At 73.1% G+C, this 22,569-nt stretch carries 22 protein-coding genes and 1 pseudogene; 5 read left to right on the top strand and 18 right to left on the bottom strand.

Annotated features, from left to right (window positions below; all coding sequences use genetic code 11):
* From IE330_RS39185 to IE330_RS24165, 4 genes and pseudogenes are all read left to right on the top strand, one after another.
* Window positions 1-192: pseudogene (locus IE330_RS39185) on the top strand (hypothetical protein); the annotation flags it as partial.
* Window positions 174-1,325: a hypothetical protein gene (locus IE330_RS24175; protein ID WP_190138202.1), complete on the top strand. Its 1,152-nt coding sequence runs from the start codon at window positions 174-176 to the stop codon at window positions 1,323-1,325. The pseudogene IE330_RS39185 and the gene IE330_RS24175, both read left to right, overlap by 19 nt.
* 263 nt (window positions 1,326-1,588) lie before the next feature.
* Window positions 1,589-1,993: a VOC family protein gene (locus tag IE330_RS24170; RefSeq protein WP_190138201.1), complete on the top strand. Its 405-nt coding sequence runs from the start codon at window positions 1,589-1,591 to the stop codon at window positions 1,991-1,993.
* 37 nt (window positions 1,994-2,030) lie between these two features.
* Entirely contained in the window at window positions 2,031-3,185 is a 1,155-nt protein-coding gene (locus tag IE330_RS24165) for an LOG family protein (RefSeq protein ID WP_190138200.1), read from the top strand.
* A 26-nt stretch (window positions 3,186-3,211) separates the two neighbouring features.
* On the opposite strand, the gene IE330_RS24160 is transcribed toward IE330_RS24165, so the two are convergent.
* The 10 genes from IE330_RS24160 to rpsB all read right to left on the bottom strand — a co-directional run bounded on the left by IE330_RS24160 (window position 3,212) and on the right by rpsB (window position 14,185).
* Window positions 3,212-4,003 carry a maleylpyruvate isomerase family mycothiol-dependent enzyme gene (locus IE330_RS24160; RefSeq protein ID WP_190138199.1) on the bottom strand — a complete coding sequence of 264 codons (792 nt, stop codon included), beginning with the start codon at window positions 4,001-4,003 and terminating at the stop codon, window positions 3,212-3,214.
* A gap of 10 nt (window positions 4,004-4,013) precedes the next feature.
* On the bottom strand, window positions 4,014-5,093 hold the full coding sequence (locus tag IE330_RS24155; protein WP_190138198.1) for an ABC transporter ATP-binding protein: 1,080 nt from the start codon (window positions 5,091-5,093) through the stop codon (window positions 4,014-4,016).
* Window positions 5,093-6,703, bottom strand: a complete 1,611-nt coding sequence (locus IE330_RS24150) for an ABC transporter permease (protein WP_190138208.1) — start codon at window positions 6,701-6,703, stop codon at window positions 5,093-5,095. The genes IE330_RS24155 and IE330_RS24150 overlap by 1 nt, the downstream gene beginning before the upstream one ends.
* A 118-nt stretch (window positions 6,704-6,821) precedes the next feature.
* Complete coding sequence (locus IE330_RS24145) at window positions 6,822-7,907, bottom strand: thiamine ABC transporter substrate-binding protein (RefSeq protein WP_190138197.1); 1,086 nt, start codon at window positions 7,905-7,907, stop codon at window positions 6,822-6,824.
* 227 nt (window positions 7,908-8,134) lie between these two features.
* Window positions 8,135-9,241, bottom strand: a complete 1,107-nt coding sequence (gene rlmN / locus IE330_RS24140) for a dual-specificity RNA methyltransferase RlmN (protein ID WP_190138196.1) — start codon at window positions 9,239-9,241, stop codon at window positions 8,135-8,137.
* 141 nt (window positions 9,242-9,382) lie between these two features.
* Window positions 9,383-10,546 carry a phosphatidate cytidylyltransferase gene (locus IE330_RS24135; RefSeq protein ID WP_190138195.1) on the bottom strand — a complete coding sequence of 388 codons (1,164 nt, stop codon included), beginning with the start codon at window positions 10,544-10,546 and terminating at the stop codon, window positions 9,383-9,385.
* A gap of 58 nt (window positions 10,547-10,604) precedes the next feature.
* The gene (gene frr / locus IE330_RS24130; RefSeq protein ID WP_190138194.1) at window positions 10,605-11,162 is read right to left on the bottom strand and encodes a ribosome recycling factor; all 558 of its coding nucleotides are present in this window, start codon (window positions 11,160-11,162) and stop codon (window positions 10,605-10,607) included.
* A gap of 191 nt (window positions 11,163-11,353) precedes the next feature.
* Entirely contained in the window at window positions 11,354-12,112 is a 759-nt protein-coding gene (pyrH, locus tag IE330_RS24125; protein WP_190138193.1) for a UMP kinase, read from the bottom strand.
* Window positions 12,113-12,344: 232 nt separating this feature from the next.
* Window positions 12,345-13,190, bottom strand: coding sequence for a translation elongation factor Ts (gene tsf / locus IE330_RS24120; protein WP_190138192.1), 846 nt, complete (start codon window positions 13,188-13,190; stop codon window positions 12,345-12,347).
* 98 nt (window positions 13,191-13,288) lie between these two features.
* On the bottom strand, window positions 13,289-14,185 hold the full coding sequence (rpsB, locus tag IE330_RS24115) for a 30S ribosomal protein S2 (RefSeq protein WP_190138191.1): 897 nt from the start codon (window positions 14,183-14,185) through the stop codon (window positions 13,289-13,291).
* A 272-nt stretch (window positions 14,186-14,457) separates the two neighbouring features.
* Between rpsB and IE330_RS24110 the strand changes: the two genes are divergently transcribed.
* Window positions 14,458-15,255 (top strand): murein hydrolase activator EnvC family protein, encoded by a 798-nt coding sequence (locus IE330_RS24110; RefSeq protein ID WP_229925879.1) that lies wholly within the window; start codon window positions 14,458-14,460, stop codon window positions 15,253-15,255.
* A gap of 35 nt (window positions 15,256-15,290) precedes the next feature.
* Here the strand turns inward: IE330_RS24110 and IE330_RS24105 are convergent, their stop codons facing one another.
* From IE330_RS24105 to lepB, 8 genes are all read right to left on the bottom strand, one after another.
* The gene (locus IE330_RS24105; protein ID WP_190138206.1) at window positions 15,291-15,848 is read right to left on the bottom strand and encodes a TetR/AcrR family transcriptional regulator; all 558 of its coding nucleotides are present in this window, start codon (window positions 15,846-15,848) and stop codon (window positions 15,291-15,293) included.
* Window positions 15,849-16,000: 152 nt separating this feature from the next.
* Window positions 16,001-16,846, bottom strand: a complete 846-nt coding sequence (gene whiG / locus IE330_RS24100) for an RNA polymerase sigma factor WhiG (protein WP_190138190.1) — start codon at window positions 16,844-16,846, stop codon at window positions 16,001-16,003.
* A 310-nt stretch (window positions 16,847-17,156) separates the two neighbouring features.
* Entirely contained in the window at window positions 17,157-18,269 is a 1,113-nt protein-coding gene (gene dprA, locus IE330_RS24095; RefSeq protein ID WP_190138205.1) for a DNA-processing protein DprA, read from the bottom strand.
* Between the two features lie 272 nt (window positions 18,270-18,541).
* Window positions 18,542-20,170, bottom strand: coding sequence for a YifB family Mg chelatase-like AAA ATPase (locus tag IE330_RS24090; protein WP_190138189.1), 1,629 nt, complete (start codon window positions 20,168-20,170; stop codon window positions 18,542-18,544).
* Entirely contained in the window at window positions 20,170-20,532 is a 363-nt protein-coding gene (locus IE330_RS24085; RefSeq protein WP_190138188.1) for a YraN family protein, read from the bottom strand. The genes IE330_RS24090 and IE330_RS24085 overlap by 1 nt, the downstream gene beginning before the upstream one ends.
* Window positions 20,533-20,705: 173 nt before the next feature.
* Window positions 20,706-21,014, bottom strand: a complete 309-nt coding sequence (locus tag IE330_RS24080; RefSeq protein WP_003965949.1) for a DUF2469 domain-containing protein — start codon at window positions 21,012-21,014, stop codon at window positions 20,706-20,708.
* Between the two features lie 55 nt (window positions 21,015-21,069).
* On the bottom strand, window positions 21,070-21,546 hold the full coding sequence (locus tag IE330_RS24075; RefSeq protein ID WP_190138204.1) for an NUDIX hydrolase: 477 nt from the start codon (window positions 21,544-21,546) through the stop codon (window positions 21,070-21,072).
* A 97-nt stretch (window positions 21,547-21,643) separates the two neighbouring features.
* Window positions 21,644-22,456 (bottom strand): signal peptidase I, encoded by an 813-nt coding sequence (gene lepB / locus IE330_RS24070; RefSeq protein WP_190138187.1) that lies wholly within the window; start codon window positions 22,454-22,456, stop codon window positions 21,644-21,646.
* Window positions 22,457-22,569: the final 113 nt, after the last annotated feature.

The raw sequence follows: 22,569 nt of genomic DNA, 5'->3' as shown, positions 1-22,569 counted from the left end.
CCCGCCGCCGGGGTCTCCGCCACGGGCCCCGCCGTCGACAGCGGCGAGCGGTCCGCCGCGGCCCCCGCCCCCGCGCAGCCCGACGCCGAGGACGGTGCCGCGCGACCGCCCGGGGACGAAGGCCCCGCACCAGCCGGTGCCGCCGGGGGCTCCGACGCGGAAGGCCGGGCCACGTGCTCGCTCTCCGTCTAGTCCGCGGCGCCCACCCGCTGGTCCTGCTGCGGCGGCTGCTCGTCGCCGCCACGTCCGCCGGGACCGGGTTCCTGCTCCTGTGCGCGCTCGGCCACGCCCTGGCCCACCCCGGCTCCACCGGCTCCGTGCTGCGCCTGGCCTGGTGCGCGCTGCCGCTCGCCGCCACCGTGTACTTCGCCGTCACCGTGGCCCGTACCGACCCCGGCACCAAGCCGCGCCCCGGGCTCGCCTCCGTCGGCCTCGGCCCCGGCCGGCTCATGGTCCTCTCCGCCATGACCACGGCGGTGGCCTGCACGCTCGGCTCCGCGGCGGCCCTGCTCTGCTTCCTCCACCTGCGCGGCGACCTGGCCGGCCTGCCGTTCGACGGCGCGGCCGCCGGTGCGCTCGGCGCCGGCCGGCCGCTGCCGGTGGCCGCCACCCTCACCCTGCTCGTGCTCGTACCGCTGGTCGCGTCCGTCACGACCGCGCTCACCCTGCGCCCGCGCCGCCCCAAGCCGGGCGCGGAGCCGCCCGACCCCGACGCCCCGCCGGGCGCCCTCGGCGGCGTGCCGTGGGGCATCGCCCTGCTGGCCGGCGGGCTCGCCGTCGAGGCGTACGCGAGCAGCGGCGCCACCGCGGGCACGTCCCTGCCCGGCGCCGGCGGCAGCCCGGCCGGGGTGCTGGCCGGCTGGGTCCTCACCGCGGTGGGCCTCGCCCTCGCCGGGCCCGGCCTCACCTACCTCTGCGGCCACCTCCTCCAGACGGCGCGGCCCGGCGCGCTGCGGCTGCTCGCGGGGCGCGTCCTCATGCGCGAGGCCCGGCGGCTCGGGCAGCCGCTCGGCGTGGTGTGCGCGGTGGCGTCCGGCACGTACGCGCTGAGCACCCTGCACACCGCGGGCGGCCCCGCCGACGTCGGCCCGTTCAGCACGCTCGGGGCGCTCCTCGTCGCGGGCTGCGCCGTGCTCACCCTGGCCACCGCCGCCGCCGAGGGGCGCCGCTCCCGCACCGGCGTCCAGGAGGCGCTGACCCGCCTGGGCGCCCCCGCCTCCGTGCTGCGCGGCTGCGCGGCCCTGCGCACGGGCGCGCTCCTCGTCGTCTTCGCCCCGCTGACGTGGCTGGTGGCGGAGCTGGCGGCGATGCCCCTGACCCGCTGAGGTTGCCCGTTCCGGGCCCGGGCCCGGAACGGGTGCGCGGCGGCACCGACCCCGGACGGGTACGGGACGACACCGGCCCCGGACGGAAGAGGAACGAACCTCGGACGACGCCTCAAGCGAGAGGGGCGGCGACGGGCGCCGCCCCACGCCCGTTCCGACGGCGCCGAAAAAACTTTCGCCCCCGGCGATGACTTCCGCCGCCCCCGCCCGTCTACCCCTGCGTAAGCCACCACGTACACGCTACGCACCGCGGGAGACACCCCATGCCCCAGCAGATGATCTTCGTGAACCTGGCCGTCGCCGACGTCGAGGCCTCCAAGAAGTTCTTCACGGAGCTCGGCTACACCATCAACCCGCAGTTCTCGACGGACGACTGCGCCTGCGTCGTGATCAGCGACACCATCATCACGATGCTGCTGGCCAAGCCGCGCTACCAGGAGTTCACGGGCAAGGAGATCGCCGACGCCACGAAGACCAGCGAGGTGCTGCTGTGTCTGAGCGCGGAGAGCCGCGAGAAGGTCGACGAGCTCGCCGACAAGGCGGTCGCGGCGGGCGGCACGGCCGGCCGCACCCAGGACTACGGCTCGATGTACGGCCGCTCCTTCGACGACCTCGACGGCCACACCTGGGAGGTCATGTGGATGGACCCGGCGGAGGTCCAGGGCTGAGGCCCCCCTCCCCCGCCCGGGTGCCTAGCATGGGCGGATGCCTCCCTCCGAAGCATCCGCCCCGCGCCCCGGCGACCCCGCGGCACCCGTCCCGCACCCCGGCGACCACGAGATCGAGACGCTCGCCGAGTTCGACGAGGTCGTCGCCGGACGCGGCTCCCTCGCCGGACACCGCGTCCAGGCCGTCGACCTGACGGACCGTACGGACGCGCTGCTCACGGTCGACACCACCGACGCCGTCTTCCTGGGCTGCCCGATGCACCCGGACGCGGCGGCCCGGGTCCGCGCCTCGGGAGCGCTGGTCTTCCCGCCCGTGCCAGGCCTCCCCTTCGACCCCTACCGCGCCCGGCTCTACACGCCCGGCGACCTGTACGCGGGCCTGTCCGACGGCGGCTACGACGCCACCCCGGACGCCCGGGCGTACGCCTGGTTCCAGCGCACCAAGGCCGACGGCGACGTCTTCGCCTCCATGCTGCGCGCCGTCCACGACGACTCCGTCTCCGACGCGCTCGACGAACTCCTGCACGGCGAGCGGGTCGTGGGCGTCATGGGCGGCCACCGGATGGCCCGGGGCACGGACGCGTACGCGGGCGCGGCCCGGCTCGGACGCTCCCTCGCGCGCGCCGGGCTCACGGTGGCCACCGGCGGCGGTCCCGGTGCCATGGAGGCGGCGAACCTCGGCGCGTACACCGCCCCGTACGACGACGCCGTCCTGGACGAGGCGCTGGAACTCCTCGCCAAGGCGCCCTCGTTCACGCCGTCGGTGACCGAGTGGGCGCGGGCCGCCTTCGCCGTGCGGGAGCGGTGGCCGTCCGGCGGCGACTCGGTCGGCATCCCCACGTGGTTCTACGGGCACGAGCCGCCGAACGCGTTCGCCTCCCACCTCGCCAAGTACTTCGCCAACGCCACCCGCGAGGACGGGCTGCTCGCCCGCTCCAACGCGGGCGTCATATTCCTGCCCGGCGCCGCCGGGACGGTGCAGGAGATCTTCGACAACGCGACGCCCAACTACTACGAGTCGCGCGGCGAGCCCACCCCCATGGTCCTGGTGGACCGGGAGCACTGGACGACCCGCCTCCCGGCCTGGCCCCTGCTCCAGGCCCTGGCGAAGGACCGCCCGATGGCCCGCCGCGTCACCCTGGTGGACACCGTGGCGGAGGCGGCGGGGGCGCTGGCTGCCCTGTCGGACTGACCACGCCCCCCGGTGCGCCGCGGGCCTCAGCCGAACGAGGCCCGCTCCAGCCAGAACTCCAGGAGTTCCCGGTCGCCGAGGACCTCCACCCGGCCGGAGTCCACCGACCGCCGCCGGTAGAACGCCAGCAGCACCTCCGTCAGCGGCCCGCGCAGCGCGACGTCCGCCTTGCTGTGCGCGCGCTCCCAGGACACCCCGTCCGGACCGAGCGTGATGGTCCACTCCGCGGCCAGCTCCGGCCCGGCGTCCGTGGCGTGCAGGTGCAGCGTCCGCCCGTCGCCGCGCAGCGCCACCGCCCGCTCGTCCGCCGCCACGCGCTGCACGAACCGTACGATGTCCAGCCACTCGTCGATGGCGTCGGCGGCCACCTCCGGCGCGACCTCGTACGGGACGCCGGCCGCGATCGCCGCGTCCGCGCGGTGGATCGCCACCTCGTGCGTCATCCGCCGCGCCCAGAAGCCCGCGGTGGCCTCACCCGTCCAGGACCACACCGGCGTGTCCGCGTCGGCGCCGCGCAGCGTCGCGTCGAACATCTCCGCCGTCTCGGCCAGCCACGCGTCCAGCGCGGCCGCGCCGCCCTCCTCGGGGCCGTGGAAGCCGGGCACCTCCGACTCGGGGATGTTCTCCTTCGTCCGCGTGCGCACGTGCAGGTCGACCCAGCGCACGGCGCCCCCGACGTGCCGTGCCAGGCGGTCGAGGGTCCAGTCGGGGCACGTGGGCACGGTCACCGACAGGTCGGCGCCGTCCAGGGTCGTCCGCAGGGCCCCCAACTGCGCGGCGACTTCGGTGCGGTAACGCTCGTACGGGAGGATCGTCATGCGTCCGACCCTAGGACGCCGCCCCCGGCCGCAGCACCACGATTTCCTCCACCGCGAAGCGCACCCCCACGCGCGCGCCCGGCTCCGGCGCGTCCCGCAGCCCGCACGCGGCCTCCAGGCGGGGCGCGCCCTCGCCACCGGTGGGCTCCAGGCGCACGGCGACGTGCGTCCCGCGGAACGTGCGCCCCGTCACGACGCACGCGAGCCCGTCGTCCGCGCCCGTGAGGCGCACACCGGCGGGCCGTACGAGCAGCCGGCACCGCCCGTCCGCGGTCCCCTGCGGCACCGGCACCTTGCCCCACACGGTCTCGGCGCTGCCCCCGGTGACCGTCGCGTCGACCACGTTGTCGAAGCCGAGGAAGCGCGCCACGAACTCGTCGGCGGGCCTGCGCCACACCTCCAGGGGCGTGCCGGACTGGGCGATGCGGCCCTCCCGCATCACCACGACCCGGTCGGCGAGCGCGAACGCCTCGCCCTGGTCGTGCGTGACGGCGAGCACCGTCGTGCCCAGCTCCTGGAACAGCTCCCGCAACTCGGCGACCAGGCGCTCCCGCAGCGAGCGGTCGAGCTGGCCGAGCGGCTCGTCGAGCATCAGCAGCCGCGGCCGGGGCGCGAGCGCCCGCGCGAGCGCGACCCGCTGCTGCTCGCCGCCCGACAGCGCGGAAACGGCCCGCTTCTGGGCGCCGGGGAGCCCCACCAGGTCGAGGAGTTCCGCGACCCGCAGGGCCTGCTCGGCGCGCGGCACCTTGCGCATGCGCAGCCCGAAGGCCACGTTGCCGGCCACGTCACGCTGCGGGAAGAGCTGGTGGTCCTGGAACATCAGGCCCACGCCCCGCCGGTGCGCGGGCACCCCGGCCTGGTCGTGCCCGGCCAGGGCGATCCGCCCGGCGTCGAGCGCCTGGAGCCCGGCGACCGCGCGCAGCAGCGTGGACTTGCCGCTGCCGCTGGGCCCGAGGACGCACACGATCTCGTGCTCGGCGACGGCGAGGTCGACGGCGTCGAGCACGGCCCGCGCGCCGAAGCGCACGGTGGCCCCGTCGAGCCGCAGCAGCGGGCCCGGTCCACTCGCCGCGGGGGCCGTGGCGGTCATCAGAACTCTCCCGTCGTACGGTCCGTGCGCACCCGCTCCAGGAGCAGCAGCGAGACGGCGCACACCACCATGAGGATCGTGGACAGGGCCATCGCCTGCCCGTAGTTGAGGTCCCCGGGGCGCCCGAAGAGCGTGGCCACCGCGACCGGCAGCGTCGGGTTGTCGGGCCGCGCGATGAACACCGTCGCGCCGAACTCGCCGAGCGACACCGCGAAGGCGAACCCGGCCGCGACGAGCAGCGCCCGCCGCACCAGCGGCAGGTCCACCTCCCGCCAGGCCCGCAGCGGCGAGGCCCCGAGCACGGCCGCCGCCTCGCGCAGCCGCCCGTCCACCGCGCGCAGCACCGGCAGCATCGTACGGATGACGAACGGTACGCCGACGAGGGCCTGGGCGAGCGGCACCAGGAACCACGACGCCCGCAAGTCGAGCGGCGGCTCGTCCAGGGCGATGAGGAAGCCGAAGCCGACGGTCACGGCGGACACGCCGAGCGGCAGCATGAGCAGCGCGTCGAAGCCGCGCACGAGCCGGCCCGCGCGCCGGGTGAGCGCCGTCGCCGCGAGCCCCCCGACGACCAGGGCGATGGCGGTGGCCACGACGGCGTACTGGAGCGAGTTCCAGATCGCGTCGATCGGCGGGACCAGGAACGCCCCGCCGTCCGTCGAGGTGAGCTGCTCGTAGTAGGCGAAGCCGTAGCCCTCGGGGGTGTCGAGGGAGCGCTGGACGAGGACGCCGAGCGGCAGCACGATCAGCGCGGCCACGGTGAGCAGGACGAACCCGAGCAGCCCGCGCTGCCCGGCCCCGCGCGGCCGGCGCGCCGTCGTGGCGGCGTCGACGAGCCGGAGCGTGCTCTCGCGCCGGCGCACGGTCCAGGCGTGCACGGCGAGGACCACGCCGACGGCGGCGAACTGCACGAGGGTCAGCACGGCCGCCGTCGCCAGGTCGAACAGGTTGGCCGTCTGCCGGTAGATCTCCACCTCCAGCGTCGCGTACGTGGGTCCGCCGAGGATCTGCACGATGCCGAAGGACGTGAACGTGAACAGGAACACCATCAGCGCGGCGGCCGCCACCGCGGGCCCGAGCGCGGGCAGCGTCACCGTCCGCCAGGCCCGCGCCCGGGAGGCCCCGAGCACCCGGGCGGCCTCCTCCTGGCGCGGGTCGAGCTGCGCCCACAGGCCGCCGACGGTGCGCACGACGACGGCGTAGTTGAAGAAGACGTGCGCGAGCAGGATCGCCCAGACGGTGGTGTCCAGGCGCACCCCCCACAGCTCGTCGACGAGCCCGCCACGCCCGATCAGCGCCAGGAAGGCGGTGCCCACGACGACGGTCGGCAGCACGAACGGCACGGTGACCACCGCGCGCAGCACCTGTTTGCCCCGGAAGTCGAAGCGCGCGAAGACGTACGCGCCGGGGAGCGCGAGCAGGAGGGTGAGCCCGGTCGAGGCGAGCGCCTGCCAGGTGGTGAACCACAGCACGTGCTGGATGTCGGACTGCCCGAGCACGTCGGCGATGCGCCCGAACCGCCAGGCGCCGTCGACCTTGAGACCGCGCGCGACGATCGCGGCGACCGGGTAGGCGAAGAACACCGCGAAGAACGCGACGGGCAGGGCCATCAGGCCGAGCCGCGCCACCCCGCCCCGCGGCAGCGGCAGCCCCCGCCCGCGACGGACCGGCGGTCCGGCCGCGCCGTCCGGGGCCCTGGTCCCTTCGGCACCCTTCTTCACGTCCGGGTCACTTCAGGACGAGCGAGGTCCACGACTTGACCCACGGCTCACGCTTCTCGGCGATCTTCTTCGGCGCCATGGTCTCCGGCTCGTCGATCTCGACGCCGTACTCCCGGAACAGCTCGGGCACCTGCGCGGCCTCCCGCACGGGGTTCACGAACATCTGCAGCGGCATGTCGTCCTGGAACCGCTTGCCGGACAGGAAGTCGAGCAGCGCCTTGCCGCCCTTGGGGTTCTTGGCGTTGCTGAGCAGGCCCGCGTACTCGATCTGCCGGAAGCAGGTGCCGGTGGCGACGCCGGTCGGCGCCTCCTTGGGCCGCGGCTTGGCGTACAGCACCTCGACGGGCGGCGAGGAGGCGTAGGAGACGACGAGCGGGCGGTCGCCCTTGGCCTTCCTCCCGCCGGCCGAGCCGGAGAACTCCTGGTTGTAGGCCTGGTCCCAGCCGTCGACGACCTTGACGCCGTTGGCCTTGAGCTTCTTCCAGTAGCCCTGCCAGCCGTCGTCGCCGTACTGCGCGGCGGTGCCGAGCAGGAAGCCGAGGCCGGGCGAGGACGTGGAGGCGTTCTCGGTGACAAGGAGGTTCTTGTACGCGGGCTTGACCAGGTCGTCGAAGGTCTTCGGCGGGGCGAGCTTCTTGTCGGCGAAGTACTTCTTGTCGTAGTTCACGCAGATGTCGCCGCTGTCGACGGGCGTCACGCGGCGCTCGCCCTCGGGCAGCCGGTACTCCGGCAGGACGAGGTCCGCGTCCCGCGCCTCGTGCGGCTGGAAGAGGCCGTTGTCGAGGGCGCGCGAGAGCAGCGTGTTGTCGACGCCGAAGAAGACGTCGCCCTGCGGGTTGCCCTTGGTCAGGATGGCCTTGTTGACGGCCTGCCCGGCATCGCCGTCCTTGAGGACGCGGACCTTGTAGCCGGAGCTCTTCTCGAAGTCCTTCAGGACGTCCTTGGAGACGTTGAAGGAGCTGTGGCTGACCAGCGTGACGCTCTTGGAGTCCGCGCCGGAGCCGCTGTCGGAGCCGGAGCCGCACGCGGAGACGGCGACGAGCCCGAGGCCCACCGCGAGCGCGGTGACCGTGGCCTTCTTGGTGGTGCTCACGTGAGTTCGATCCTCCTGGAGGGGACCAGGAAGAGACGCGGCCCCGCCCGGGGCACCGACGGCCGACGGCCGGCCGGGCCCGGGCAGGGCGCAACAGCTTGAGTGGTGACCGAACTTCCTACCCAGAATGACCTGGGCGAGGTTCAGAGGGTCTGCGGCCGGTGCCGCACTCTCAGCGCTGTGGCGCTCCCCTGTCGGAATATGCAGATGTCAGTACGCCGCCAAGACTACCTCTCGGCCGCGGCGAGCTGCCCGCACGCCCCGTCGATCTCCTGCCCGCGGGTGTCACGGATCGTGACCGGCACGCCGTGGGCGGCGATGGCCTCCACGAAGGCCTTCTCGTCCTCGGGGCGGGAGGCCGTCCACTTCGAGCCGGGCGTCGGGTTCAGCGGGATCAGGTTGACGTGCACCGGCTTGCCCTTGAGCAGGCGGCCGAGGCGGTCACCGCGCCACGCGTGGTCGTTGATGTCGCGGATGAGGGCGTACTCGATGGACAGGCGCCGCCCGGACTTCGCCGCGTACTCCCAGCCGGCGTCGAGGACCTCGCGGACCTGCCAGCGGGTGTTCACCGGGACGAGGGTGTCGCGCAGCTCGTCGTCGGGCGCGTGCAGCGAGATCGCCAGGCGGCACTTGAAGCCCTCGTCGGCGAAGCGGTGGATGGCGGGCACCAGGCCGACCGTGGAGACGGTGATGCCGCGCTGCGACAGCCCCAGGCCGTCGGGCTCGGGGTCGGTGAGGCGGCGGATGGCGCCCACGACCCGGTTGTAGTTGGCGAGCGGCTCGCCCATGCCCATGAAGACGATGTTGCTGAGCCGCGCCGGGCCGCCCGGGATCTCGCCGTCGCGCAGCGCCCTCATGCCGTCCACGATCTGGTGCACGATCTCGGCCGTCGAGAGGTTCCGGTCCAGGCCCGCCTGGCCCGTGGCGCAGAACGGGCAGTTCATGCCGCAGCCCGCCTGGGAGCTGATGCACATGGTCACCCGGTCCGGGTAGCGCATGAGCACGGACTCCACGAGCGTGCCGTCGAACAGCCGCCACAGCGTCTTGCGGGTGGTGTCGTCGTCACAACTGATGTGCCGCACGACACTCATCAGCTCCGGCAGCAGCTCCTCCTGCAGCCTGCCCCGCGCACCGGCCGGAATGTCCGTCCACTGCTCGGGGTCGTGCGCGTACCGCGCGAAGTAGTGCTGCGAGAGCTGCTTGGCGCGGAACGGCTTCTCCCCGATGGCGGCGACAGCCTCCTTCCGCTCCGCGGGCGAAAGATCAGCGAGATGCCGCGGCGGCTTCTTGGCTCCGCGGGGGGCGACGAAAGTGAGTTCTCCGGGCTTGGGCATGATGCTTCCATTGTCCCAGAGATGCGACGAGAGGCCCGCCGCCTGTGGACAACGGGCCTCTCTCCTGCGAAACCGCAGGTCACACGAGTCTGATCGCCGTACGAGGCGCCCGGCGCCGAGATGCGGCGCCGGCGCCGGGGATCACCCCGACCCGACGAACGTCACCAGCAGCAGCCACACCACCGGGGCCGTGGGCAGCAGGGAGTCGAGGCGGTCCATGATTCCGCCGTGGCCCGGCAGGAGGGTGCCCATGTCCTTGATGCCGAGGTCGCGTTTGATCATGGATTCGCCGAGGTCGCCGAGGGTCGCGGAGGCCGCGACCGCGAGGCCCAGCAGGACGCCCTGCCACCAGGTGCCGTCGTCGATCAGGAAGTGCATGCACAGCGCGCCCGCCGCCATGGCGAAGGCGGCCGCCCCGAGCAGGCCCTCGCGGGTCTTGCCGGGGCTGATCCGCGGTGCCAGCTTGTGCTTGCCGAACCGCCAGCCGACCGCGTACGCCCCGGTGTCGCTGACCACGGTCAGCAGCAGGAAGACGAAGACGCGCCAGGGCCCGTCGTCGGCGGTGAGCATCAAGGCCACGAAGGTGGCGAGGAACGGCACGTAGAAGGCCGCGAAGACGCCCGCCGTGACGTCCTTGAGGTAGCCCTCGGGCGGTTCGGTCATGCGCCAGACGAGGACCGCGAGCGCGGTGAGGGCCATGGCCACCCAGGCGCCCTCGGGGCCGCGCACGTACCCGGCGACGACCATCGCCGCGCCGCCGACCGCGAGCGGCACGAGCGGCGCCTTGATGGCCTTGCGCTCCTGGAGGCGGGAGGTGAGCTCCCACAGGCCGACCACGACGGCGACCGCTATGACGCCGACGAAGGCCGCCTTCTTGATGAACAGCGACGCGACGATGACCGCGCCGAGTCCCACCCCGACCCCTATGGCCGCCCCGAGGTCGCGGCCCGCGCTCTTCTTCTGCGGGGCGGCGGGGGCGGGCTGTGGTGCGCCGGTCATGGGCTCCTGCGGCTTCTGCGCGGGGTTCGGAGAGTGCGCCGCGTGCGCTGCGCGCGCCGGCCGCGCCGCGGGCGCGGTCTCGTCACGGAACAGGGGGCCGCTCGACTGAGCAGCCCCCCGGTCGTCGTCCTGGTGTCCGCCGCTCGCGGCTACGTCGGGAACGATGGGCATGGGCTGAGTCTCTGACGGATTCAGCGCGTGCGCATCGTGTGCGGGACCCACCGGGGCAGCACCCTGGACCGGGCCCTGGTCGGGCGCCCCCCAGTACCCGGCTCTGGACGGCGCCCCCCAGGAAGTGTCGTTCACGGAATCGGATTCCTCAGACCTAGATCAGACGTCGCTCGACACGGTCGGACCCCACGGGTCAGACCTCGAGCAGCTCGGCTTCCTTGTGCTTGAGCAGCTCGTCGACCTGGGTGACGTACTTGGCGGTGAGGTCGTCGAGGTCCTTCTCGGCGCGGCGGCCCTCGTCCTCGCCGATGTCACCGTCCTTGATCGCCTTGTCGAGGGCGTCCTTGGCCTTGCGGCGCACCGAGCGGATCGACACCTTCGAGTCCTCGGCCTTGCCCTTGGCGACCTTGATGTACTCGCGGCGGCGCTCCTCGGTGAGCTCGGGGAACGTCACCCGGATGATGTTGCCGTCGTTGCTCGGGTTGACGCCGAGGTCGGAGTCCCGGATCGCCTGCTCGATGTTGCGCAGCGCGCTCTTGTCGAACGGCGTCACGACCGCCATGCGCGGCTCGGGCACCGAGAACGAGGCGAGCTGGTTGATCGGCGTCAGCGCGCCGTAGTAGTCGGCCACGATCTTGTTGAACATCGCCGGGTGCGCACGGCCGGTGCGGATCGCGGCGAAGTCCTCCTTGGCGACCACGACGGCCTTCTCCATCTTCTCCTCGGCCTCGAGGAGGGTCTCTTCGATCACCACTTGCTCCTGCGTGTCTGTGAGTAGGCCCGGCTTCCATGGATCGGCCGGCTGCGTCGCGTCTCTTTCCTGCACGGTGTCCGACCGGCAGGGCTTTGTCCATCCCCTCGAAGGGCCCCCCGAGGCCCCTACGGGCCCCGCGGCCCCCGTGGGGCCCGACGGAGCCCCGTACGGGGAAGGACGTCGTCGGCTCAGGCCCGGGTGTGCTGCTCGCCGACGAGCGTGCCGATCTTCTCACCCTTGACCGCCCGCGCGATATTGCCCTCGGCGAGCAGCTCGAAGACCAGGATGGGCAGCTTGTTGTCCCGGCACAGCGTGATGGCGGTGGCGTCGGCGACCTTGAGGTCGCGGGTGATGACCTCGCCGTAGCCGAGGGAGTCGAACTTCACCGCGTCCGGGTTCTTCTTCGGGTCGGAGTCGTAGACCCCGTCGACGCCGTTCTTGCCCATGAGCAGGGCCTCGGCGTCGATCTCCAGGGCGCGCTGGGCGGCGGTGGTGTCGGTGGAGAAGTACGGCATGCCCATGCCGGCGCCGAAGATGACGACGCGGCCCTTCTCCAGGTGGCGCACGGCGCGCAGCGGGATGTACGGCTCGGCGACCTGGCCCATGGTGATGGCGGTCTGCACGCGGCAGTCGATGCCTTCCTTCTCCAGGAAGTCCTGCAGGGCGAGGCAGTTCATGACCGTGCCGAGCATGCCCATGTAGTCGGAGCGGGCCCGGTCCATGCCGCGCTGCTGGAGCTCGGCGCCGCGGAAGAAGTTGCCGCCGCCGATGACGACGGCGATCTGCGCGCCGTCCCGCACGACGGCCGCGATCTCACGGGCGATCTTGTGCACCACATCGGGGTCGACGCCGAGGCCGCCGCCTCCGGCGAACGCCTCGCCGGAGAGCTTCAGCAGGAAGCGCCCGGCCACTTTGCCGTCGTCAGTCTTGGTGTCGGCCTTGGTCATGGAGTTCTCCTTGTGGTGCACATACGAAGAGGCCATTGCCGGTGGGGTGGTGTTTCATCCCATGCTCGGCAATGGCCTCCTCGTCAGTTCTTGCGGCCGTCCGCCGCCCGCGGGGGCACCCGTCGCTCTCGGGGGCCCTCAGGGACGGCGTCACGGCCGACGCGCGCGCCGCTGCGCGCGCGGGCGATCGCGGTAGACCCTAGCGGGGTCCGCCGCGGATCGTGGTACGGACTCAGATGCCGACCTTGATGCGCGCGAAGCGCTTCAGGGTGACACCGGCCTCCTGCAGGACCTTCTCGACCGACTTCTTGTTGTCGAGGGCGTACGGCTGGCCCAGGAGGGTGGCGTCCTTGAAGAAGCCGTTGAGGCGACCCTCGACGATCTTCGGCAGGGCGGCCTCGGGCTTGCCCTCGGCGCGGGTGGTCTCCTCGGCGACGCGGCGCTCGGCCTCGACGACCTCGGCCGGGACGTCCTCCTTGGAGAGGTACTTCGGCGCGAAGGCGGCGATGTGCTGGGCGACGCCCTTGGCGACCGCGGCGGCCTCGTCGGTCTGCTTGTCCAGCTCGACGAGGACACCGATCTGCGGGGGCAGGTCGGGCATCGTGCGGTGCATGTACGCGGTGACGTAGCCGTCGGCGAACTGCGCGAAGCGGTCCAGGACGATCTTCTCGCCGAGGTTGGCGTTGGCCTCGTCGACGAAGGCCTGCACGGTCTTGCCGGCCTCGATCTCGGAGGCGAGCAGCGCCTCGATGTCGGCCGGGTTCGTCTTGGCGACGTGCGCGGCGATGGCGTCGGCCACGGACTGGAACTTCTCGCCCTTGGCGACGAAGTCCGTCTCGCACTTCAGCTCGACGATGACACCGGAGCTGTTGTCGTCGGCGATGAGGGAGACGATCGCGCCGTTCTCGGCGGAGCGGCCCTCGCGCTTGGCGACGCCCTTCTGGCCCTTGATGCGCAGCGCCTCTACGGCCTTCTCGACGTCGCCCTCGGCCTCGTCGAGCGCCTTCTTGCAGTCCATCATGCCGGCGCCCGTGAGCTCGCGGAGCTTCTTGACGTCGGCGGCGGTGTAGTTCGCCATGATTCTCGGAAGTCTTTCCTGGAGTCGAAGATCTACGGGTGAACGGCGGGGGCCGCGCTCGTGGCGCGAGCCCCCGCCGTCAGCGTCCGATGCTGAGGTCAGGCCTGCTCAGCGGCGTCCGCGGCCGGGGCCTCGGCGGGCTTGTCCTCGGCCTTGGCCTCCTCGGCGGGCTTCTCGTCGGCGGGCTTCTCGTCGGCGGGCTTCTCGTCGGCCTTCTTCTCGCCCTCGAGCAGGTCGCGCTCCCACTCGGCGAGCGGCTCGCCCGCGGCCTTCTCGCCCGGCTTGGAGTCACCGGTGGCGACGCCGGAACGGGCGATGAGGCCCTCGGCGACGGCGTCGGCGATCACGCGGGTGAGCAGGGTGACGGAGCGGATCGCGTCGTCGTTGCCCGGGATCTTGTAGTCGACCTCGTCGGGGTCGCAGTTGGTGTCGAGGATCGCGACGACCGGGATGTTCAGCTTGCGCGCCTCGCCGACGGCGATGTGCTCCTTCTTGGTGTCCACGATCCAGACGGCGCTGGGCACCTTCTGCATCTCGCGGATACCGCCGAGGGTCTTCTCCAGCTTGGCCTTCTCGCGGGAGAGGACCAGCAGCTCCTTCTTGGTGAGGCCGGAGGCGGCCACGTCCTCGAAGTCGATGGCCTCAAGCTCCTTGAGGCGCTGCAGGCGCTTGTAGACGGTCGAGAAGTTGGTGAGCATGCCGCCCAGCCAGCGCTGGTTGACGTAGGGCATGCCGACGCGGGTGGCCTGCTCGGCGATGGCCTCCTGCGCCTGCTTCTTCGTACCGACGAACATGACCGTGCCGCCGTGGGCGACGGTCTCCTTGACGAACTCGTAGGCGCGGTCGATGTACGACAGCGACTGGAGCAGGTCGATGATGTAGATGCCGTTGCGCTCCGTGAAGATGAAGCGCTTCATCTTCGGGTTCCAACGACGGGTCTGGTGACCGAAGTGGACGCCGCTTTCCAGCAGCTCCCGCATCGTGACGACGGCCATGGCCGTACTCCTTGGTGTTTTCTCGGTTGTTTCCTGACGCCCTGCCGCGCGCCGTGCCACGCACTCGCGTGCGGGACCGAAAGGCGCTGACACCGGCGGCTGCGAGAGCCCGGTGCCGGGGCGTGCGAAGTCGACCCGGTGGCCCGGATCGCCACATGAAGTGTACGGGACCCGCGAGGCGCCGGGTGACGCCGCTGTCCACAACCGACGGGTAGTCCACCGTTCCCGGCCATGATCCCCACGAACCGCCCCGCTGGCGGGACCGTTCTCGCATGTCACACGCACACCGCCCCCTGTCCCCGGCACTGACCCTCGCCGCCCTCGCACTCCTCACGCTCCTCCTGCCCCTCCCCGCCCACGCGGCGCCGGGGCCGCCGCCTTTGATCGCCCGCGCGAACCCAGGGCCGCCGCCCTCCGCCACCCGCGCAGTCGCGGGCCCGCCGCCCTTCGCCGACGGGTCCGGCGCGGCACCGCCCGCAGTGGGCGGCGTCTGGCCGGTGGGCCTGCGCCCCCTGGTCGTACGGGGGTGGGAACCTCCGGCGACCGCCTACGGCCCTGGCCACCGGGGTGTGGACCTGGCCGCACCCCCGGGCTCCGCCGTACGGGCGGTGGCGCCCGGCCGCGTCTCCTTCGCGGGCCGGGTGGCGGGCCGAGGCGTGATCGCGGTGGAACTGCGGGCCACGGGCAACCCGCCCCTGCGCACGACCTACGAACCGGTACGTCCGTCGGTCCGCAAGGGCACCGAGGTCACTACGGGCGACGTCCTCGGCACCGTGGAACCCACGGCCCGCTACCACTGCCCCACGCCTTGCCTCCACTGGGGCCTCCGCCGCGCGGACACGTACCTGAACCCGCTGGGCCTGCTGCCGCCCTGGCTGCTGGGAGGAGGGCCGTCACGGCTGCTGCCGTTGGGCGGGGGTTCCGGGGCCCTGAAGGTGCCTTGGGCGGGGGGTGTGCAGGTGATGGAGGGAGGCCGCTGGGCTGGCGGGGGGGTAGACCCTGAACCGCCTCGCGTGCCGGATCACACGACCCACCACACGATCAGTCATCAGGCAGGCCCAGGGGGGTGAGGGAGGGAGGGCCCCGGAAGCCCGGGAGGTGGGGGTCAGCCCTGGACGCCTCGTAGGGCCATAGCCACGGCCGCCTCCGTGATGGCCTCGGGTTCCTCGGCCACGCCCAGCTCGATCCGCCGTACCGCGGCGTCCACGATGCCCTGGAGCAGCATGGCCGCGAGCCGGGGCTCCTGGTGCCCCAGGGCGCCGAGCGCCTCCACGATCATGGCCACCAGGCCTCCGTGCGCGGCCCGGATCTTCTCCCGGGCGCCGGCGTCCAGCTCGCTCGCGGAGATGGCGACGACGGCCCGGTGCCGCCGGTCCCCGACCAGGGCGAGCTGCTGGCGCACATAGGCCTCGACCTGGCCCTCGGGCGTCTCGGCCCGCTTCATCGCCGCTTCGACCTCCGCCGCCCAGACGGGGAAGTCGACCTCGCACAGCTCTTCGACGACGGCCGCGCGGGAGCGGAAGTACTCGTAGACGGACGACCGCGCGAGGCCCGTGCGCTCGGCGAGCGCGGGGAACGTCAGCGCATCCGTACCGCCCTCGGACAGCAGGGTGCGCGCGGCGTCCAGCAGGGCGCCGCGCTGCATCGACCGGTGCTCGGCCACAGAGGCCGCTCGAATCCTTGGCACGCCTCCACTGTACGGACGCCCCTCGCGCCGGGGGAGTCCGCCAAGCAGGCATTCCGCCCGGCGGCGAGGGCGCGTCGAGGCGGGGCGGCGGCCGGGAGCGGGGGCCGGGAAGGGACGATTCAGCGTGCTCAGCGGCCGAAACTGGCCAGCTTCGCCCGGAGCTGCAGCACCGACTTGGTGTGGATCTGACTGACCCGGCTCTCGGTCACGCCGAGCACGTTGCCGATCTCGGCGAGGGTGAGGCCTTCGTAGTAGTAGAGCGTGACGACGGTCTTCTCCCGCTCCGGCAGCGTGTTGATGGCGCGGGCGAGCAGCCGGCGCAGCTCGCGGTCCTCGGCGACCTCGACCGGGTTGTCGGCGGCGGTGTCCTCCAGCGTGTCCATCAGGCTCAGCCGGTCGCCGCCCTCGCCGCCGACGTGCAGCAGCTCCTCCAGGGCGACGACGTTGGCCAGGGACAACTGGCTGAACACCGCGTGCAGTTCCTCGATCGGGATGCCCATCTCGGCGGCGACCTCGCTCTCCGAGGGGGTGCGTCTGAGCCGCGCCTCCAGGGTGGCGTAGGCCCGCTCCACGTTGCGCGCCTTCTGCCGCACCGACCGGGGGATCCAGTCCAGCGCCCGCAACTCGTCGATCATCGCCCCGCGGATGCGGGTGATCGCGTACGTCTCGAACTTGATGGACCGCTCGATGTCGAACTTCTCGATCGCGTCGATGAGCCCGAAGACCCCGGACGACACGAAGTCCGCCTGCTCGACGTTGGGCGGCAGCCCCACGCTCACCCGGCCCGCGACGTACTTGACCAGGGGCGAGTAGTGCAGGATGAGCTGCTCGCGCAGCCGCCCGTCACCCGTCGCCTTGTACGACCGCCACAGCTCGTCCAGCGACGAGGGCGCGGGGGGCCGCCGCTCCTGCTCGCCGCTTCGGGCGGCGGGGGGAACTGCCGCCCGGTCGGACCCGGAGGTGTGCTGGGGCATACGTCGCCTTGAGCCGTTCTGCCGTGAACCTGGGAGGTTGCCGGAACTGGTGCGGTGGTGGTTTGCGTGGAGTGGGTGGGGTTGTCCGTCTGATTGCCTGTCTGCACCGGATTCGTTGTGAGCGTAGCGTGACTGAAGTGTCGCGGTGAGCGAAGAGTATGGGATCGGGCGTACGCAGATACGTTCCGCTTTACGTCCGGGCGGTCCGCCGTGGTCGCTCTGCGTAATGGATCTAAGGCGCCAACTGCACCGATTCACGCGGCCGTCAGGCGGGCGCCACGCCGTCATCCATCCGGCGGAACACGCACCGTCACGCATCACCCCCCTCCGGAATGGCGGACGGAAACGCCTGGCGTGTCAACTGCCAGCCGTCGCCCAGCCGTTCGACAAACCCGAGGGAGCGAAGCTCGTACAGCCTGGCGACCGCGTCGTCCGCGCTGGTGCCGGCCTCCCGCGCGATGTCCGGCACGGCCGCGCCGCCCCGGGCGGGCAGCGCCGCGAGGACCCGGGCGGCGCCGGGGCCCAGCAGGTCGCGCGGCACGACGGGGCCGCGCCGCCGCGGGGCCAGCTCGCCCATGTCCCCGACCAGCTCCACCACTTCCGCGGCGTCCGTGACGAGCACCGCGTCCCCGCGCAGCAGTTCGTGCACCCCCGCCGAGAGGCCGCTGGTGGCGGGCCCGGGCACCCCCATCGTGAACCGCCCGAGGTCCCGCGCGGCTCGCGCCGTGACCAGGGCCCCGCTGCGGTAGGCCGCCTCCACCACGACCGTGCCCCGGGTGAGGGCGGCGATGACCCTGTTCCGCAGGATGAACCGGCTCGGCGTCGGGTGGTCGCCGGGAGGCAACTCCCCCACCACGAGCCCTTGTTCGGCGATCCTGCCGAGCAACTGGGCGTGTCCGCGGGGGTAGGGCCGGTCGACTCCGCACGCCACCACGGCCACGGTGGCGCCGTCCGCGCCCAGCGCGCCCCGGTGCGCCGCGCCGTCCACGCCGTACGCGCCGCCGGACACCACCACCCAACCGCGCTCGGCGAGGCCCGCGCCGAGGCTCGCCGCCATGTGCGCCCCGTACTCCGTGCACGCCCGGGCGCCCACGACGGCGACCGAACGCAGCGCCCAGATGCGCAGCGACGGCCGCCCCCGCACCCAGAGGCCGACGGGCCGCGCGTCCCCCAGGTCGTCCAGTTGCGCGGGCCACTCCGTGTCCTGGGGCGTCACGAACCGTGCCCCCGCCGCCGCGGCCACCTCCAGGTCCTGTCCGGCGCGCGTCCGGGCGGCCCGCGCCCGCAGGCCCTCCCAGCGCCGGGCACTCACCCCGGGCAGCGTCGCCGCCCCGTCCTGGAGCCGCCGCAGCACGGCGACGGCCCCCCACTCCCGCAGCCACCAGCCGCCCACGGCGTCCCCCGGTTCGAGCACCCGGGTCAGGGCGACCCGGGCGAGCCGTTCCTCGTCGGGTGCGGGGACGGCGGACGGATCGCACCGCGGGCGCGGTGGTGGCTCCGGGGGCGCAGCCGGTTCCGGGGGCGCAGCCGGTTCCGAGCGCCGAGCCGGACCCGGTGGGCCTTCCGAGGCGCAGGCCGCGCGGGGCGAGGCCGGGGACGCCGGAGCCGAGGCCGGGCCTGGTGCCGAGGCCCGGCCTGGAGCCGAGGCCGGGCCCGGAGCCGGGGCGGGCAGCCCCTCCCGTTCCGGCTCCGGGCTCACGGCCGGGCCCCGAGCACCATGGGCACCCCGCGGGGCACCCCCGTGCGCAGTTGCAGGGCGAGGGCCACGTCCGTCTCGTCGGGGCGGTCGTGGCCCGCCAGGTCCGCGACGGTCCAGGCGACCCGCAGCACCCGGTCCAGGCCGCGGGCGGTCAGCGTGCCGCGCTCCAGGCTGCTCTCGGCCTCGGTCATCGCGCCAGGCACGGCGTGCCAGCGGGTGCGCAGCTCATGGCCGGGGACGTCGCTGTTCGTCCGCCATGGCGTGTCCCGGTAGCGGGCGGCGGCTCGGTCGCGGGCCTCCCGCACCCGCTCGGCCACGACGCGGGTGGTCTCGCCCCGCGTGCCCGCCGCCGTCAGCTCGGAACGCGTGACGGGCTCCACCTCGACCCGCAGGTCGACCCGGTCGAGGAGCGGGCCGGACAGCCGGGACTGGTAGCGGCGGATGCTGGGGGGCGAGCACTCGCAGGCGGCGTTGCCGGTGAAGCTGAAGCGGCCGCACGGGCAGGGGTTGGCCGCCAGGAGCATCTGGAACCGGGACGGCAGCCGTACGACCCCGGCGCTGCGGGCGATGACGACGTACCCGGACTCCAGCGGCTGCCGCAGCGCGTCGAGCGCGTGGCTGCTGAATTCCGGCGCCTCGTCCAAAAAGAGCACTCCTCGGTGGGCCAGGGACACCGCTCCTGGGCGGGCGATGCCTTTGCCGCCGCCGACGAGCGACTGCATGGTCGAGGAGTGGTGGGGCGCGCAGAACGGCGGGACGTCCACGAGGGGCTTGCCCGGCGGCAGCATGCCCGCGACCGAGTGGACCGCCGTCACCTCCAGGGACTCCTCCCTGGTCAGCCTGGGCATGATCGTGGGCAGCCGTTCGGCGAGCATCGTCTTGCCCGCGCCCGGTGGCCCCTGGAGGAAGACGTGGTGTCCCCCGGCGGCCGCCACCTCGATAGCCGTCCGCGCGGAGATCTGGCCCACCACGTCCGCCAGGTCGTGGCGGTGGTCGTCAGCCGCCGCCCGGCCGCCGCTCACGTCCACGCCGAGCCCGGCTCCTGGCAGGCTGAGGCCCGCCATCAGGGGATCGGGGCGTCCGGTGTCGTCCGGCGTCTCGTCCGGCACGGGCTCGTCGGTGAGGACGGCGATGAGCTGGCGCAGGCTGCGGACGCCGAGGACGGAGACGCCGGGGACCAGGGTGGCCTCGGCCGCCGTGCACTCGGGCACGACGACCTGTTCGTACCCGGCGTCGGCTGCCGCGAGGACGGCGGGCAGGACACCGCGCACCGGCCGCACCCGGCCGTCGAGGCCCAGTTCGCCGATCATGACGATGTCGGCGAGGACCCGGGGGTCGATCCGCTCGGAGGCGCCGAGGACGGCGCACGCCACCGCGAGGTCGAAGCCGCTGCCGCCCTTGGGGACGGACGCGGGGCTCAGGCCGACCGTGAGCTTCTTCTGCGGCCATTCGCCGCCCGAGTTGACGACGGCCGCCCGGACCCGGTCGCGGCTCTCCGTGAGGCTCTTGTCCGGCAGCCCGACGAGCGTGCACGCCGCGACGCCCGGCTCCAGGTCGGCCTGCACCTCGACGACGACGCCCTCGACCCCGACGAGGGCCACCGAGCACGTACGCGCGAATCCCATCAGGCCGCCCCCCGCACGTGCTCCACCACGGGTGCGCCGCGCTCGGGCAGCAGGACGCCGATCAGGTCGATCCGCACGCCGCCCGGTGGCGCTCCGCCGTGCTCCTGGACCCAGCGCTCGGCCAGGCCGCGCAGCCGCTCGGCCTTGGCAGGCGTCAGCGCGGCCATCGGATGCTGGAAGGAGGCCGCCTTGCGGGTCTTCACCTCGCAGACGACCAGCGCGTCGCCGTCCCGGGCGACGATGTCGATCTCCCCTGTCCTGCCACCGCGCCAGTTGCGGTCCAGGACGGTCATACCGGCGTCGGCGAGTCGCCGGACGGCCAGGTCCTCGCCGTACTTGCCGAGTGCGCTCCGTGCGTTCATGTCGGCACCACCTCCGACATCAACGCTCGCGAGTCCGGCCGGCGCGTGTGGATCTTGGTGCGCTACCCGGCAGTTGTGGACAACTCCCTCACCCACACGAGAACCGCAGGCGCCGCAGCCCTCAGCCGCCCCAGCCCCTCAGCCGCCCCAGCGCCCAAGCCCCCTCAGCGCCCTCAGCCGCCCGGCAGTTCCAAATCGCTCTTGTTGAGCTCCTCGATGTTCACGTCCTTGAACGTGAGCACGCGTACCTGCTTGACGAACCGAGCCGGCCTGTACATGTCCCACACCCAGGCGTCCGCCATGGAAACCTCGAAGAACACCTCGCCCTGGACGGAGTGCACCTGCATCTCGTAGTCGTTCGTGAGGTAGAAACGCCGCTCGGTCTCGATCACGTATTTGAACAGCCCGACGACATCTCGGTACTCCCGGTAGAGCTTCAGCTCCATCTCGGTCTCGTACTTCTCGAGGTCCTCGGCGCTCATGGCATGTTCCCCTTCAGCCGTGCGTCCCCCTATTGTGCGCCAGCCTCGAAGGCCTCTACACGATTTCCGTGTCCAGGGTCTCGGGCCGCTCCGGGGGACCCTCGTCGAGCAGCCTGCGCAGCAGCTCGGCGAGCCTGGTCGGATACACCGTCTCATGTGCCCGGGCGAGTTCCCGGCACGTCCACCAGCGTGCTCCGGCGACACTGCGCCGCTCCAGCTCGGTCAGGCCCGCCGCACGCGTCACCGTCTGGGACGTGCGCGCCAGGTAGTACCACTCGTCCTGGTCCCAGCGCCGGCCGGCGAACGGGAAGGAGCACACCCGCCGCCACAGCACCGGACCCAGTTCGACGTCCGTGATGCCCGTCTCCTCGGCGAGCTCCCGCAGCGCGGCCTGCTCGCGCGTCTCCTCGCCCTCCAGGCCGCCGCCCGGCGTGAACCACCAGTCGTCCGCCGGGTCTCCCGGCTCGTGGCCGTGCAGCAGCAGGATGCGGTCGCGCTCGTCGAGCAGCACCACCCGCGCGACCTTCCGCAGCGGCCGCCCGCACGTGCCGTACGCGTCCCCGGCCGCTTCGCTCCCCTGGGCCTGCGCCCCGGCCCCGTCCGCGACGGCCTCACCGGCGTCCCACGCCTCACCCGACACCAGCAGCCGCCTCCCCCGCCCCGCTCCGGCCGGGCCCGCCCCGGCCCCGGCGTACCCGCTTGGCGACGGGCCCGTACGCGGCTCCGCCGAGCACCAGGACCGCTCCCGCGACGACCGCCGTGACGAGCAGCCGCAGCGGGCCGGGCTCGGACGTGCCGCCCGGCAGGGCGTCGAAGCCGGTGGGGCGGTCGAGCATGCCGTCCAGCGGCCAGGCGACGGCGTCGACGCGGCCCTTGACCGCGCTGCGGGGCACCGAGCCGTTGCCCGCCTCCTCCAGGTGCGCGGTGGAGTCCAGGGAGCCGTTGCGCTCGTCGCCGAGGACGAAGAGACGGCCCTTGGGGACGGTGGTGGCCGGTATGCCGGTGGTCGCGGGACGGGTGCCCCGGGAGAGATACGGTTCTGCGATCTCCTTGCCGTTCACGGTCAGCTTGCCGTGGGTGCAGCAGGCGACCTCGTCGCCGCCGACGGCGACGACCCGCTTGACCATCGGCAGGTCGCCCCAGGCCTTCTGGCGGAAGACGACGACGTCCCCGCGGCGTACGTCGTCGCCGTCGATCCGCTGGGCGAGCACGCGGTCGCCCGCGGCGATGGTGGGCGCCATGGAGGTGGTGGGGACGGTGTACGGCTGGTAGAGGACGGCGCCCCAGGCGAAGCCGCCGAGGAAGAGGACGCAGCCCAGGGCCACGGCGACTCCCGACAGCACGCTGCCGAGCCGCCCGTGGCCCTCGTCCGTACGACCGGTCGTCGGAGCAGTCGTACGACCGGTGGTGCGACCAGTGCTACGACCCGTCCTGCTGCTCATCCCAGTGCTCCCCCGGCTCGGAGACGGCCTCGCGGCCCTGCCGCCCGGCGGCCGACCGCCGTACGCGACCGACGGACGTATGCGGCCGACGTACGTACGCCACCGGCGGACGT

Origin of the sequence: Streptomyces longispororuber, assembly GCF_014656095.1 — a bacterium.
Classification (GTDB): domain Bacteria; phylum Actinomycetota; class Actinomycetes; order Streptomycetales; family Streptomycetaceae; genus Streptomyces; species Streptomyces longispororuber.
Note: the sequence above shows the minus strand (reverse complement) of the source record. Positions and strands in the feature narration are given on the sequence as shown.